Raw genomic sequence first — 13,619 nt, forward strand, 5'->3', positions numbered from 1 at the left:
ATGCGCGGGGATGAGCGGAAAGCGCGGGGCCGCGAGGCGGAACAAGCCGCAGGCGATTATTTGAATACTCTTGGCTACACCATCCTGAAACGAAACTGGCGCTGCCGGTCCGGCGAGCTTGACCTCATCGCCAAAGACGGGCATACGATCGTAATCGTGGAGGTGCGCAGCCGCAGCCATCGGGCTGCGGCTTTCGGCACGCCGGCCGAATCGATCACCCCACGCAAAATCAAGCAGGTCCGCGACACGGCCGCCGTATACCTTCACCAAACCGGCCAAACTTTGGCCGACGTCCGCTTCGACGTCGTCGCCGTCACGTATGGCCCTGAAGACAAGCCGACAGTAGAACATATCAAAAACGCTTTTTAAGAGGCTGTTCAAAAAATTACCTTGTGAAGATATAAGGATGAAGGATGTTGGTGGCACCGGAGCACCTATATTTCCAATAGATTCGAGTCAGTAGGGCTGAATACGGGCGATTTGAGCACTAGCGTTACATTAGCTTTTGAACAAGACAACTTGTAGCCCTGAAACTCCGAATTTCCCGCAAAAGTTCAAGTTATCGAATCGAAACTATCGTCCGCCGGAACGCTAACGGTTGTAGCAACCGCTATTTTGCGAAAAAGTCCCCTTTCCAAATTCTAACGGTTGTGAGCGCCGTTATTTGCCTGAATCTAAGCAAAAATAGCTGGTTTTAAGTGAAATAAGCGCCAGGGCAACCGTTAGAAGTTGAAATCATCATTTTTCGAACGAATAGTGCTTGTGACAACCGTTAGAAATCGATTTGCAGTTAGAAATGTAACTTTGTCAGATTTGTTACAACACTAGTGCGGTTTGCGCGATACACACTGCCATATTTCCAATCAGGCCCCCATTGCGGGTGCTATCCGCCAATCTATTGGATTTTTCCAATGGTAGGCGAGTGATGAAAGGCGGGAGCAGCCGCGATATCACCCTCTCACATCCAACAGCCTTCGATCCAGCTGGCGGTATTGGATCGCTTCCGCGATATGCTCCGCCTGGATGGCTTGCTGGCCTTCGAGGTCGGCGATCGTGCGCGCCAGCTTGATAATACGGTCGTAAGCCCGCATGCTGAGGCCCAGCGACTCAAAGGAAGACTGCAGCAGCTTTCCGGCTTCCGGAGCAAGCGGTGCGAACCGCCGCAGCAGGCTGCCGGACAATTCGCTATTGCGGGAGATTCCGCAATTTTTATAACGTTTCGCCTGAATCTGCTCCGCCTTGAGCACCTGCCCGCGCATTTCCTCCGAGCTGAGCGGCTGCTTGTCTTCCTGCCAGCCGCTAGGCGGCGGTACTTCGATATGCATGTCGATCCGGTCCAGCAGCGGGCCGGAAATTCGCTCGCGGTATTGGGCGACGCGCCATGGGCTGCACGTGCAGCGGGGCAAAGGCGGTTCGGCCCCGAAAAAGCCGCAGGGACACGGATTTAACGAACCTGCCAGCAAAAACCGGGCCGGAAACGTAAACGACGCGCGCGAGCGGCTGATGGTTACTTGCCGTTCCTCCAGCGGTTGGCGCAGCACCTCCAGCACGTTGCGGGAGAACTCCGGCAATTCGTCGAGAAATAAAACCCCGTGGTGAGCCAGGCTCACTTCGCCCGGCTTGGGGATGGTGCCGCCGCCGATGAGGCCGCCCGCCGAGATCGTATGATGCGGCGAGCGAAACGGGCGCCGGGTGATTAACCCCTGCTCCGTATCGCTTAATTTGCCGGCGGCGCTGTAGATTTTGGTGACTTCGAGCGCTTCCTCCGGGGAAAGCGGCGGCAGAATGGAAGGCAGCCTGCGGATGAGCATCGTTTTGCCGGTCCCGGGCGGGCCGATCAGAACGATATTGTGAAAACCGGCGGCGGCGATCGTAAGCGCCCGTTTAATGTGGCGTTGGCCGAGTACGTCGCTGTAGTTTTCCGGCGCTTCATAAGGTGTGCGGGCGGTTGCCGGCTGCGGTTCTATTTCCAGGTGATCCAGCGATGTCAATCGCAGGGGTGCCCTTTTAGCGTCCTTGGCCCCTGCTTCTGCTGTTCTCTCTTCGGGAAAAAGCTCGTTTAAATGGCGGAGTCCATATACCCGGATTCCTTCCAGAAGGAGCGCCTCGGCGGCATTTTCCCTGGGCAGCAGAACGGAGCCAAACCCTTTCCGGCGCGCGCGGTCAACCATCGACAGCACGCCGGGAACGGGGCGCAGCGTACCGTCGAGTGAAAGCTCGCCGATAATCAGCAGCTTTTCCTGCGACGGCAGGGCGATTTGCCCGCTGGCCGTAAGTAGCGCAAGCGCGATCGCCAGATCGAAGGCGGCCCCCTCCTTGCGCAGGTCGGCAGGCGCCAAATTGATCGTCACCCGCTGCAGCGGAAAACTATAGCCGCAATTTTTGACCGCCGCCCGAACCCGTTCCACCGCCTCGCGGACTGCGGAATCCGGCAGACCAACGATGTTGGTTTGGGGGATTCCGCTGGACAAATCCACCTCCACTTCAATCATCATACCGTCGATCCCGTACAAACAAGCGCTGTACAATTTTCCATACATAACAAAAACACCCCTAATCCTGTATTTTCCGGCTTACAACAAAAACCGCCTTCAGGATAAAAGGTGCTTCCTTATTATCGCTTAAATATTATTCGCTTAGCCATTGCCAAACTTTGCTTAACAGATTATACCATAATCTATTCACCCAAGGAAAGCTCCGCTTGACATCCCGATAAATATAGTTTAGTTTTGGGACAAATTCATGCGATCATTTCGGCAAATATCATAAAGTAAGCTTTTCTAACATAACGGGAGAGAAAACGCTTGATTTTGCCTGTTTTTTATTCTCCCGGGACAATAAACCGGCGGGCCTTTTGGTAGAGGAGAACATTGTGGCCGTTCTTTTGCCTGGGTTACCATTAATGAAACTGATTGACATCAGGAGCATTGGGAGGTAACTAATAATGGCATTGAAACAGACATTGACGGTCATCGACGCGCTGGACAGCGCTCATGTAAACGGTGAAGCGGTAAAGCGGTTGTTCGCCTCATTTCCCGGCGTTTCCGTTACGGTTCAAACGGTAACAGGGGAAAAAGGGAGCACGGATTTCATTAAAGTGATGATCCCGGGCGCTAACGGCAAAAGCAGCGGCGGCAGCGCGCCGACGTTGGGCATTGTAGGGCGGCTTGGGGGAATTGGCGCAAGACCAAGCCGGATCGGGATTGTTTCCGACGCGGACGGCGCGGTGGCGGCTATCGCTTCGGCTTTGAAGCTGGCGGACATGCAATTGAAGGGCGATACCCTGCCCGGAGATGTGATCGTGACGACGCACATTTGTCCCGATGCCCCAACCTTGCCGCATGAACCGGTTGATTTCATGGATTCGCCGATCGACATTCTCACCATGAACCGCCATGAAATCGTGCCGGAGATGGACGCGATTTTATCGATCGACACCACGAAAGGGAACCGCGTGATCAATCATAAAGGAATCGCCATCTCCCCGACGGTGAAGGAAGGGTATATTCTCCGCATCAGCGAGGATTTACTGCGCATCATGGAAATGACGACAGGGCAGCTGCCGGTCACTTTTCCGGTGACGATGCAGGACATTACGCCTTACGGGAACGATTTGTATCATATCAACTCGATTCTGCAGCCTGCCGTGGCGACGGATGCCCCGGTGGTCGGCGTTGCGATTACGGCGCAATCGGCTGTTCCCGGCTGCGGGACGGGGGCCAGCCATGAAGTAGATATCGCCCAAGCGGTACGCTTTGCGGTGGAAACGGCCAAGGAAGTGGGCGGCGGGACCTGCCGTTTCTATAGTGCCGAAGAGTTTGCCCACATCACCAAACTCTACGGTTCGATGAAAGTGCTGCAAACGATGGGGAAAGAGACGGCGGTCCGGCAATGATCCGGACGGGCCTGGAACTCGTTCCTAAATTAGGCATGATTACGATCGGCCAGGCCCCGCGCACTGATGTGGCCCCGTTCTTGCTGAAGCAGCTTGAAGGACGGGCCGAACTGGTGCAGGCGGGGGTGCTTGACGGCTGGGGGCTTGAGGCAATCGAAGCCGAGTTGTCTCCAACAGGCAGCAGTTACATGTTGACCTCGCGGCTGGCCGACGGCCAGGCGGTAGTCGTGGCCCGCGACAAAATCTTGCCCCTGCTGCAGCGCAAAATCGCCGAATTGGAAGCGCAGGGGATCCGCCATATCCTGCTTTTGTGCACGGGCGTGTTTCCGGGGCTGCAGGCAGCATCGGCCCATTTGATCGAGCCGGACCGCGTTCTGACTCCTGCCGTGGCGGCGCTGGCGGGGAACCGCCGGCTTGGTGTGATCTGTCCGCTTCCCGGGCAAGCCGCTGCCCTTCAGGCGAAATTCGCGGAATACGGCATCAAACCCGTTTTCGCCGCGGCATCGCCTTATACCGGAAACTGGCAGGATTTTGCCGCTGCGGCCAAAGAACTGAAGGGGCGGGCGGATGTTTTGCTGCTGGATTGCATGGGTTATACCGAAGGGCACAGAAACTGGGTCACCGCGCTGTCCGGGCTGCCGACGATTTTGTCCAGCTCGCTGATGAGCAAACTGGTATCCGAAGTGATCGCCTGAACGAAGTAAGGCGGCTTTGCCTACGCAAAGCGCGCCAATGAAAGGTGACGACCATGAACGAGAGAATTGTGAAGTCCAGCAAAAAGCTGCTGGCTGAATGCCTGGCGCTTAAGGCCGGGGAAAACTTTTTGGTGGTGGCGGACGGACCCAAACAAACGTTGGGCGAGCTGCTGCAAAAAGCCGGCCGTGAACTCGGCGCGGAATCCGTGCTGATGGTCATGGAAGAGCGCTCCCGGTCAGGGGAAGAGCCCCCGGCGGCGGTGGCCGCGGCCATGGAGGCCGCCCAGGCCGTCGTATGCGTCACGGAGCACTCGCTGACGCATACGAACGCGCGGAAACGAGCGGCGGCTGCGGGGGCCAGGGTAGCCACGATGCCGGGGATTACGGAAGATATGTTTCTAAACGGAGCGGTGACGGCCGATTATTTGCAGGTCAAGGAACTGACCGAGCAATTAACCGCCAGACTGACCCAGGCGCGTCATGTGCGGGTTGAGAAAGCGGGCCGGGCGTTGGAATTTTCGATTGAGAACCGGGACGGGGTGCCGAGCACGGGCATGTTTGTGGAACCGGGGCAGTCGGGCAATCTCCCTTCCGGCGAGGCTTATATCGCTCCGGTAGAGGGGAGCGCGTCGGGGCAGCTGCTGGCGGACGGTTCCGTGGCCGGTTACGGCGTTCTTGCCGCCCCGCTTTTGTTGACGGTGGAGCAGGGAAGACTTGTCCAAGCGGAAGGCGACGGAGCCAAGGAACTGCTGGAAATGCTGGGCGATGGCGACGGACGCTGGCTTGGCGAGTTTGGCATCGGCACCAACGACAAAGCGCGCATTACCGGCGTTGTGCTGGAGGACGAAAAAGTATTCGGCACGATTCACGTCGCTTTTGGCAGCAACAACACGTTTGGCGGCCAAATCGCGGCCGGGGTGCATATCGATATCGTTGTGAAGGAGCCGGACGTGTATTTGGACGGCCAGTTGATCATGTCGCAAGGAAAACTTGTCTAAATGAAGTCAAGTTGTGCGAAGGGGAGGCCAGGTTCAAATGCTGGGAATAATTCGAGTCATCACTTTGCAAGACCGCCGGGACGCGGAATTGCATGGGGAACTGATCCGTCAAAAATTCGGACTTGACGTCAGGAGCGCCTGCATTCCGGACCAGCCAAGCGGGGTTTATGACGAGCGGACCGAGCGGCTGGCCGTGCCTAAGATTGTCGCCTTGGCCAAGCGGCTGGCGGATGAAGGATGCACGGCCATCGGCATCAGCTGCGCGGCCGATCCGGCCCTGGAAGAATGCCGGCAAGCGCTTTCGGTTCCGGTGCTGGGGGCGGGCTCTTGTGCGGCCCACCTAAGCCTTACCCAAAGCACCCGCGTCGGCGTGTTGACCATTTTGCAGGAGACTCCGCCGCTCATCCGTTCCATTCTCGGAGAGGCTTACGTTGGAATGGACCGCCCCGAGGGGGTCACGACCACCCTGGATTTGCGGACAGACCGGGGGCGGGAAGCGGCTTTCGAAGCGGCGCAAAGATTGGCGCGGCGGGGAGCGGCCGGCATTGTGCTGGCTTGCACCGGATTTGCGACGATCGGCTTTGCCGCGGAACTGAAGGCGCAGCTTGGGCTGACTGCGTTTGATCCGATTGATTCGCTGGGGGCCGCGGCCGTTATGGCCGAGCGGCACAACAACGGTTCTAGTAGTTTTCAACACTAGTGAACAGCGAAGGCTGATGGGTTGGCCGGAAGATCAACATCCCCTATCCGGGCGCTTTTGCACGATTATCCCATTTGATCAGGAAGCAGGGAAGAAGATCAATTCAGGTGAAGAAGATCAATTCAGGGGAAGAAGATCAACTCAGGAGAAGAAGATCAATTCAGGGGAAGAAGATATGGTTGGGAGAAGCAGACAAGTTCGAGATCATTAGACAGATTTATGAGAAAGAACCTGCAACCCTTTCCCCTGAACGAAAGGAATAATCGTGCAAAGCAGTATGCAGGAGACACCGAGACACGAATGCTATAGAGCCGCTTTAGCCGCTTACCTCAACCACCTCAGTCTGGCATCCTGGTTGTAAATTGCCACTGCTGTCGCCGGACATGCACGTTACGCACAGTAACATGAACATCCTCCATATGATCGATCCTATAACCCTGCGGGCCTTCTGAAAGTAAATAACGCGTCTTATAATTCATAACAAGCGTTCGATTGTGCTGATGGTACAAGTTGGACGCTTATTTTTTCGACATTTTTTGCCATTTTGATTTTTTTAAAAGCCGTCTTCTGGTAAACTAGCATGAAATATTATTTTCTGTGCCGGCACAAGGGGGGCGAAGATGTGGAAAAAAATACAGGAACCACCGTCAAGGAAGTGCTTAATCTTCCGATCTTGCGGCAGGCCAAAGTGCTTAGCGGGTACAAAGGCTTGGATCGCGTCATCCAGTTCATCGATATTATGGAGGTGCCCGAACTTAAGGGATGGGTTAAGGAAGGCGTGCTTATTTTGACTACGGCGTACGCGATCCGCAACGAACCGCTGCAGTTGACCGAGCTTGTCCGGATTTTGCACGCTTCCGGCGGAGCGGCGCTGGCGATCAAGCCGACCCGTTTTTTGCAGGGGATTCCGCAGCAGACCTTGGATGTCAGCAACGAAATCGAGCTGCCGATCATTGAAATACCGGCGGAAATTCCGTATACGGACATCACCCGGCCGATCATGGAGCTGATTTTGGACCGTCAGGCCGCTTTGCTTCGCCGTTCCGAAGAAGTATACCGCACGCTCACCGCCATGGTGCTGGAGAACAGCGGGATTCAGGCCGTCAGCGACAGCGTGTCCGGCTTGCTGCGCGCTCCCGTCAAGGTGGTGGACACGGAAGGAAAAACGATTGTGTCTTCGCCGGCGGATCTGTACTGGGGAGAGGCGGATTCGCCTTTGCAATGGGGGATCACGGTGGACCGCCGCCAGGTGGCCAAGCTGCTTGTAGCGAAGGACAGGCTGGATGAAATGGAAAAGGTCTGTATTGAACAAGCCCGGATTGTGCTGGCGCTGGAAATCATGCGCGGGAAAATCGTCGCGGATACGGAGCACCGGCTGCGCGGAAATTTCATCGATGAATTGCTTACCCCGCCCGTTCCTTCCCGGCATGAAGTGGAGCAGCGGGGCCGCAAGCTCGGCATGCATGTGGAACATCTGTGGGAAGTCGCCGTGATCGAAGGGGATCAGGCTCCCGCTGAGGAAGCGCTGCTGAAACGGCTTGGGGAGGAAGCCAGACTGCGGCGGGTCAGCCCGCATGTCGAGTTTCGCTCGAACCGCGCCGTCCTGTTCCTGCCCAGTTTGGACGTGAAAAGAGCCGAGGATTTGCGCAACCTGCCGAAGCCATGGGCGGACACTTTGCACGAGTGGATTGGCGATAAGGCGTTGGGGGCAACGGGCAGCCTGGTTGGGGTTGGAGGCAAAAAATATTTGTGGGAGATTTACGATAGCTATACCGAAGCGCGCAAAGCGATGGCCGTCGCCCGCCGTATGCCCCGGGAAACGCCGATCATCCGCTACGAAGAGGTGGAGATCTATCATTTGCTGGGAGAGGCGATGCAAAAGACCGATTTCAGCCAGCTGTTTGAGCGGAAACTGGGCGCTTTGCGCCGCTATGACGAAGAGCATAACGGAGATTTAATGCGCACCTTCCTTTGCTATTTGGAGACGCGCGGAAGCTTGATCGAAACCGCAAGCCGGCTGTACATTCACCGCAATTCCGTGAAATACCGGATGGAGAGGATCAAGGACATCACGGGATTTGATCTAAGCGATGCGCGGGAACAGCTCGTCTGCCATTTGTGTTTAATCTATTTTTATTTGCATGATAACGCACCCGCCGACCTATAACTTCCATTTGCAGTGTTATATATTCTAACTTTTAAAGACATATTCGTCCTAAGGATACAAACGGGGCGGGCATTTTTTAGTTGGAGGGGACGTAGTGAGCCGCTCGGAAACTATGTAGAATGAGCACAATTCAGTAAAACCTTTTTCGCAGGACACCTAACCTGACATGGACTGAACTGAAGGTGAGAGAGAGGGGGTGAGAGGTTGTTCACTTATACGATCCGGAGACTCGGACAGATGATCCCGGCGCTGATCGGCATCGTGCTGATTACGTTTATCCTGTCCCGCGTGCTGCCGGGCGATCCGGCGGTGATGGTGGCCGGCGAACAGGCGCCTCCGGAGGTCATCGAGAAAATCAGGCACGACATGGGGTTGAACAAGCCTCTGTTTGCCCAATTTTTCGACTACCTGGGGCAATTGCTGCGCGGGGATTTGGGCTTTGCGTACCACACCGGGCATACGGTGGCAAGCGATTTTGCTTCGCGATTCCCGGCCACGGTGGAGCTTACGCTGGCGAGTATCTTGATCGCCGTGATCGTGGCCATCCCGGTAGGCATCGTTGCCGCAACCCGCAAAGAATCGATCATCGACCACATATCGCGCGTATTTTCGCTGGTGGGCGCGTGCATGCCGATTTTTTGGCTCGGACTGATTTTGATTTACGTGTTCTACTCCAAGCTCGGCTGGGCGCCGGCGCCGATGGGGAGAATCAGCGGCGATCTGAATCCGCCGACGGACATTACCGGTTTGTACGTTTTGGACAGTTTGCTGTCCGCGGACTTTGTTGCTTTAAAGAGCAGCATTGTCCATCTGATTTTGCCGGCCATCTGCCTTAGCACCGGCACGATGGCGATCGTGGCCCGGATGACGCGCTCCAGCATGCTTGAGACCATCGGCCAGGATTTCGTCCGTACGGCGCGGGCCAAGGGCCTCGGCGAAGCGGTCGTGATCGGAAAGCACGCGCTAATCAACGCGCTGATTCCGACGCTTACGGTGCTTGGACTGCAGTTCGGTTATCTGCTGGGCGGCGCGGTCATTACGGAAACGATCTTTTCCTGGCCGGGGGTGGGCGGTTATATCACCGATTCCATTCTAGCGGCGGATTACGCGCCGATTCAAGCTTTTACGCTGGTCAGCGCCGTGTTGTACTGCTTGATTAATTTGCTGGTGGACTTGCTGTATGGCCTCCTGGATCCGCGTATTCGCTACGAATAGGCCAACGAAGCTCACTAGATTAGAGAAAGGGGGAAATGCCATGTCTGCCGGGTCGACGATGACGGCGGAATCTCCGGTTCAGCCGGCCAAAGCACGCAAAGCTACGTTCCTGCGGCTGCTGCTGCGCAACCGGCTGGCGACCATCGGTTTGACGTTTATCCTCTTGTGGACGATCGCCGCGATCATTGCGCCGTGGGTCGCTCCGTACGATCCTTACGTACCGGATACCGCCGCCAAATTGCAGCCGCCGAACGCCGCCCACTGGCTGGGTACGGACAACTTCGGGAGAGATATTTTCAGCCGCGTTCTTTACGGGGCGCGAATCAGCATTTGGACGGGCTTGATCGCGGTGGGAATCTCCTTTGCGATCGGTGTTCCTTTGGGCGGCATCGCCGCTTATTACAGGGGGAAAACCGAAACGATCATTATGCGCGTGATGGACGTGCTGCTTTCTTTTCCATCGCTCGTTCTGTCCATGGCGATCGCGGCTTCCATGGGGGCCGGTTTATCCAGCGCCATGATCGCGGTCGGAATCGTCGGGATTCCCGAATTCGCCAGGCTGATGTACGGACAAACCGTTTCCCTGCGTGAAAAAGAGTTCGTGGAAGCCAGCCGGTCGATCGGGGTCAAGGATCGCGTCATTTTGTTCAAGCATATTCTCCCGAACGCCCTTGCTCCGCTTTTGGTTCAGGCGACGTTGGGCATGGGGTTTGCGATCTTGACCGCGGCCAGCTTAAGCTTCCTCGGCCTCGGGGTGAAACCGCCGATCGCCGAATGGGGGGCCATGATTTCGGAGGGCCGGGAATATATCATTTCGGGCGAATGGTGGCTTGTCACTTTCCCCGGTTTGGCCATCGCCACGGCGATTCTCGGTTTCAACCTGCTGGGCGACGGATTCCGCGATATTTTGGACCCGCGCTTGCGGTCCGGTAAATAGGGGTTTATTTTCTTGACCATATAAAAATAAAACAAAAGGGGAGATCGAGTGATGAAGACAGGCATGAAATATTTTCTGGCGCTGGTATCGCTGTGCGTAGTGTTGGCCGGATGTGCTCCGAAAGCCAATCCTCCGGCAGCCGAAGGAAATTCCAAGGGGCAAAATGAAACGTCCGGCCAGGCGGCTGGCGGCTCCGGGACGTTGACCGTCGCTTTTTCCGAAGGGGGCACGACCCTTGATCCGGCGGAAGCCAGCGACCTTACGTCCGACACGTTCGTTATCGCCGCTTACGACCAGCTTGTCACCTACGGGGTGAAAAACGTCGACGGGGCGGATGTAGCCGACACCGACAATATTAAGCCGATGCTGGCCAAGGAATGGGAAGTGTCCGACGATCAATTGACCTATACGTTTAAACTGCAGGAGGGCGTCAAATTCCATAGCGGCAATCCGCTCACCGCAAAATCGGTCGTTTATACGTTTGACCGTGTGAAAAATTCCAACTCCGGCAGCTTCCTGTACGGAATGGCGGACATCAAATCGGTAACCGCGCTCGACGACTCCACCGTGCAAATGGTGCTGAACAAACCAAATCATATGTTTTTGCAAATCATCGCTTTATACAATTTCTCCATCGTTGACGACGTGGCCATGGAAGGCAAACCCGCCGACTTTCTGAACACGAACACGGCCGGTTCCGGTCCGTTCCTGCTGGAGAAATGGGATCCGGCCAGCGAAGCGGTGCTGACGGCCAACAAAGCTTACTGGCAAGGCGCTCCGAAACTGGACAAGGTCACGCTCAAATTCACCAAAGAAGCTTCGAACCGCGTGATGCTGCTCGATAAAGGGGACATCGATATGGCCATTGAAATTCCGCCGAAAGATGTGGCCAGCCTGGAAGCCAACAGCGCGTTAGCCGTTAAGTCGAATGCCAGCAACCGGATTTTGTACCTCGCTCTGAACAACAAAGTCAAGCCTTTCGATAATGTGAAGGTGCGCCAGGCGATGGCTTACGCGGTGCCTTACGATCAGCTGATCAATGATGTTATGCACGGCCAGGCGAAAATCATGAAAAGCTCCGTGGCCAGCAATACGCCGGGATTCACCGACAAAGGTTACGGTTACGAGCACAGTCTGGAAAAAGCGAAGCAACTCTTGGCAGAGGCTGGTTATCCGGACGGATTCACATTTGACCTGACGCTGGGCTCGGGCTTCCAGGACTGGGAAGACGACGCGGTGCTCATTCAAGCGGAACTGGCTAAAATCGGCGTAACGATGAACATCAACAAAGTGGCGCGCGCGCAATTTCTGGAAATGCAAAAACAGAAAAACCTGACCGCCTACATTTCGAAATGGACGTCTTTCGTCAACGATCCTTCCTATCACCTCGGTTTTCTGATGTACAGCAAAGGATCGTCCAACTACCATAACTACAGCAATGCCGAAGTGGACAAGTTGTGGGAGCAGGCCAACCTGGAGCCGGACCTGGACAAACGCAACGAACTGTACGCTAAAGCGCAGGAAATCATTACGACTGAATCGCCATGGCTCTACTTATACGAATACAACCGCATCGTGGGCATGAACAGCAAAGTGAGCGGCTATGTGTATTACCCGGATGAAGTCATTCGCTTCTATCCGTTGTCGAAGAACTGATTTATACGGAGAAAAAGGAGTGACGCCTTGTGACAGACTGGAAAACGAAAGTGCTGGAGGAAATCGACGCGCGGCAGGACGAGCTGCTTGAGCTTTGCTCGAAACTGATCCAGTTTCCGACGGAAAATCCGCCCGGCGACTCGCGTGAAATCAGCGCTTTTATCATTGACTACTTGCACCGGGCGGGAATATCGACGGACATTCACGCGGCGACGGAACAGATGCTGAACCTGGTGTCGAAATACAAACCGGCTTCGAGCAACGGCCGGAAAAAATTGATCTTTTGCGGGCATACCGATGTGGTGCCCGCAGGAGATCTGGATCGTTGGGACTTCGATCCGTTCAGCGGGGAAATTCGCGACGGCTACATGCTGGGGCGCGGCGCTTCGGACATGAAAGGCGGACTGGCCGGCCTTATTTTTGCCACCGCGCTGCTGGCCAAGCTGGGCGTGCCGCTGCAAGGCGATCTGTCGCTGCTCATTGTCCCGGACGAAGAAACGGGCGGCCATCTCGGCGTGCCGTGGGTTTTGGAACGCGGCTTGATCGCAGGCACCGCGGCGGTGATCGCCGAGCCTTCGGGGCCGCTGAATCCGACGATCGGACAGAAAGGAAGCTGCTGGTTCGAGTTCACCGTGGAAGGGACGCCGGGCCACGGCAGCCTGTCGCCGATCGTCGGCGAGAGCGCGATCGTCAAAGCGGCCAAAGGCATCGAGGCGCTGCAGCGGCTGTGGGATATCGAGCCTAAAATACCGGACGAAGTGAAGGAAATCATCGAGATTTCCAAGGAGTACGCGAAAGAGCGGGAAGGTCAGGGCCTGGCTTATCAAGTTTTTGATCATGTTACGGTCAATATCGGAACGATTCAAGGCGGCACCAAGGTCAATGTTGTAGCCGACCGCTGCACCGTGCAGGTCGACTCCCGCGTGCCGTTTGGCGTGGATTACCGCGAGGTGATGGAACGGGCTCATTCGCTGCTCCTTGGCGCGGGGATCGAAACGGAAATTAAACCGTTTGGTTTTCAAGGCAACGCCAACTGGACGCCGCCGGAGGAGCCGGTCGTCCGCCATCTGGTGGACAGCATTTCCGAGGTCAGCGGCGAGGAGGCTTACGGCGTATTGCAATGGGCTTCCAGCGACGCCCGCTATTTCCGCACCCATCAAATCCCGGTGCTGCAGTACGGTCCGGCAGAGCTGTCCACGATCCACAATTTCAATGAGAAGGCCCCGGTTTGGCAAATCATCCAATGCGCGAAAGTGTACGCGCTCACGGCCCTGAAATATTTGGGAGTCGATGAGGAATAGCAGGAAATAACGTGAAATAGCAGGACGGCGAACTTGAAGAGTTATCATTGAAGTT

General features: G+C 55.9%; 12 protein-coding genes. 11 read left to right on the forward strand and 1 reads right to left on the reverse strand.

Translation table 11 applies throughout. The features are described 5' to 3' along the window. Complete coding sequence (locus DYE26_RS03470) at positions 1-369, forward strand: YraN family protein (protein WP_036622214.1); 369 nt, start codon at positions 1-3, stop codon at positions 367-369. Positions 370-950: 581 nt separating this feature from the next. Here the strand turns inward: DYE26_RS03470 and DYE26_RS03475 are convergent. Further along, positions 951-2,540, reverse strand: coding sequence for a YifB family Mg chelatase-like AAA ATPase (locus DYE26_RS03475; RefSeq protein ID WP_036622215.1), 1,590 nt, complete (start codon positions 2,538-2,540; stop codon positions 951-953). A 404-nt stretch (positions 2,541-2,944) separates the two neighbouring features. On the opposite strand from DYE26_RS03475, the gene DYE26_RS03480 reads away from it, so the two are divergent. The 10 genes from DYE26_RS03480 to DYE26_RS03520 all read left to right on the forward strand — a co-directional run bounded on the left by DYE26_RS03480 (position 2,945) and on the right by DYE26_RS03520 (position 13,564). Further along, a complete protein-coding gene (locus DYE26_RS03480; RefSeq protein ID WP_036622216.1) occupies positions 2,945-3,895 on the forward strand; it encodes a DUF1177 domain-containing protein in 951 nt (316 codons plus the stop codon). Next, complete coding sequence (locus DYE26_RS03485; RefSeq protein ID WP_036622217.1) at positions 3,892-4,590, forward strand: AroM family protein; 699 nt, start codon at positions 3,892-3,894, stop codon at positions 4,588-4,590. The genes DYE26_RS03480 and DYE26_RS03485 overlap by 4 nt, the downstream gene beginning before the upstream one ends. Positions 4,591-4,643: 53 nt before the next feature. Further along, positions 4,644-5,588, forward strand: a complete 945-nt coding sequence (locus DYE26_RS03490) for an aminopeptidase (RefSeq protein ID WP_036622218.1) — start codon at positions 4,644-4,646, stop codon at positions 5,586-5,588. A 37-nt stretch (positions 5,589-5,625) separates the two neighbouring features. Next, positions 5,626-6,288 (forward strand): aspartate/glutamate racemase family protein, encoded by a 663-nt coding sequence (locus DYE26_RS03495; RefSeq protein WP_036622219.1) that lies wholly within the window; start codon positions 5,626-5,628, stop codon positions 6,286-6,288. Positions 6,289-6,395: 107 nt separating this feature from the next. Further along, on the forward strand, positions 6,396-6,551 hold the full coding sequence (locus DYE26_RS33270; protein ID WP_155621576.1) for a hypothetical protein: 156 nt from the start codon (positions 6,396-6,398) through the stop codon (positions 6,549-6,551). 359 nt (positions 6,552-6,910) lie between these two features. Further along, positions 6,911-8,455 (forward strand): PucR family transcriptional regulator, encoded by a 1,545-nt coding sequence (locus DYE26_RS03500; RefSeq protein WP_036622222.1) that lies wholly within the window; start codon positions 6,911-6,913, stop codon positions 8,453-8,455. A gap of 204 nt (positions 8,456-8,659) precedes the next feature. Beyond that, positions 8,660-9,670: an ABC transporter permease gene (locus DYE26_RS03505; protein ID WP_172531692.1), complete on the forward strand. Its 1,011-nt coding sequence runs from the start codon at positions 8,660-8,662 to the stop codon at positions 9,668-9,670. 40 nt (positions 9,671-9,710) lie between these two features. Further along, positions 9,711-10,607 carry an ABC transporter permease gene (locus tag DYE26_RS03510; RefSeq protein ID WP_036622223.1) on the forward strand — a complete coding sequence of 299 codons (897 nt, stop codon included), beginning with the start codon at positions 9,711-9,713 and terminating at the stop codon, positions 10,605-10,607. A gap of 51 nt (positions 10,608-10,658) precedes the next feature. After that, the gene (locus tag DYE26_RS03515) at positions 10,659-12,263 is read left to right on the forward strand and encodes an ABC transporter substrate-binding protein (protein ID WP_155621577.1); all 1,605 of its coding nucleotides are present in this window, start codon (positions 10,659-10,661) and stop codon (positions 12,261-12,263) included. 29 nt (positions 12,264-12,292) lie between these two features. Continuing rightward, positions 12,293-13,564 (forward strand): M20 family metallopeptidase, encoded by a 1,272-nt coding sequence (locus DYE26_RS03520; protein ID WP_036622226.1) that lies wholly within the window; start codon positions 12,293-12,295, stop codon positions 13,562-13,564. Positions 13,565-13,619 lie beyond the last annotated feature (55 nt).

The organism is Paenibacillus macerans, from assembly GCF_900454495.1.
GTDB classification, from domain to species: domain Bacteria; phylum Bacillota; class Bacilli; order Paenibacillales; family Paenibacillaceae; genus Fontibacillus; species Fontibacillus macerans.

Excerpts from the sequence above, each read along its gene's own strand:
- DYE26_RS03490 (WP_036622218.1), top strand. The coding sequence starts at position 4,644 with ATGAACGAGAGAATTGTGAAGTCCAGCAAAAAGCTGCTGGCTGAATGC.
- DYE26_RS03475 (WP_036622215.1), bottom strand. The coding sequence starts at position 2,540 with ATGTATGGAAAATTGTACAGCGCTTGTTTGTACGGGATCGACGGTATG.
- DYE26_RS03495 (WP_036622219.1), top strand. The coding sequence starts at position 5,626 with ATGCTGGGAATAATTCGAGTCATCACTTTGCAAGACCGCCGGGACGCG.
- DYE26_RS03470 (WP_036622214.1), top strand. The coding sequence starts at position 1 with ATGCGCGGGGATGAGCGGAAAGCGCGGGGCCGCGAGGCGGAACAAGCC.
- DYE26_RS03485 (WP_036622217.1), top strand. The coding sequence starts at position 3,892 with ATGATCCGGACGGGCCTGGAACTCGTTCCTAAATTAGGCATGATTACG.
- DYE26_RS03510 (WP_036622223.1), top strand. The coding sequence starts at position 9,711 with ATGTCTGCCGGGTCGACGATGACGGCGGAATCTCCGGTTCAGCCGGCC.
- DYE26_RS03480 (WP_036622216.1), top strand. The coding sequence starts at position 2,945 with ATGGCATTGAAACAGACATTGACGGTCATCGACGCGCTGGACAGCGCT.
- DYE26_RS03515 (WP_155621577.1), top strand. The coding sequence starts at position 10,659 with ATGAAGACAGGCATGAAATATTTTCTGGCGCTGGTATCGCTGTGCGTA.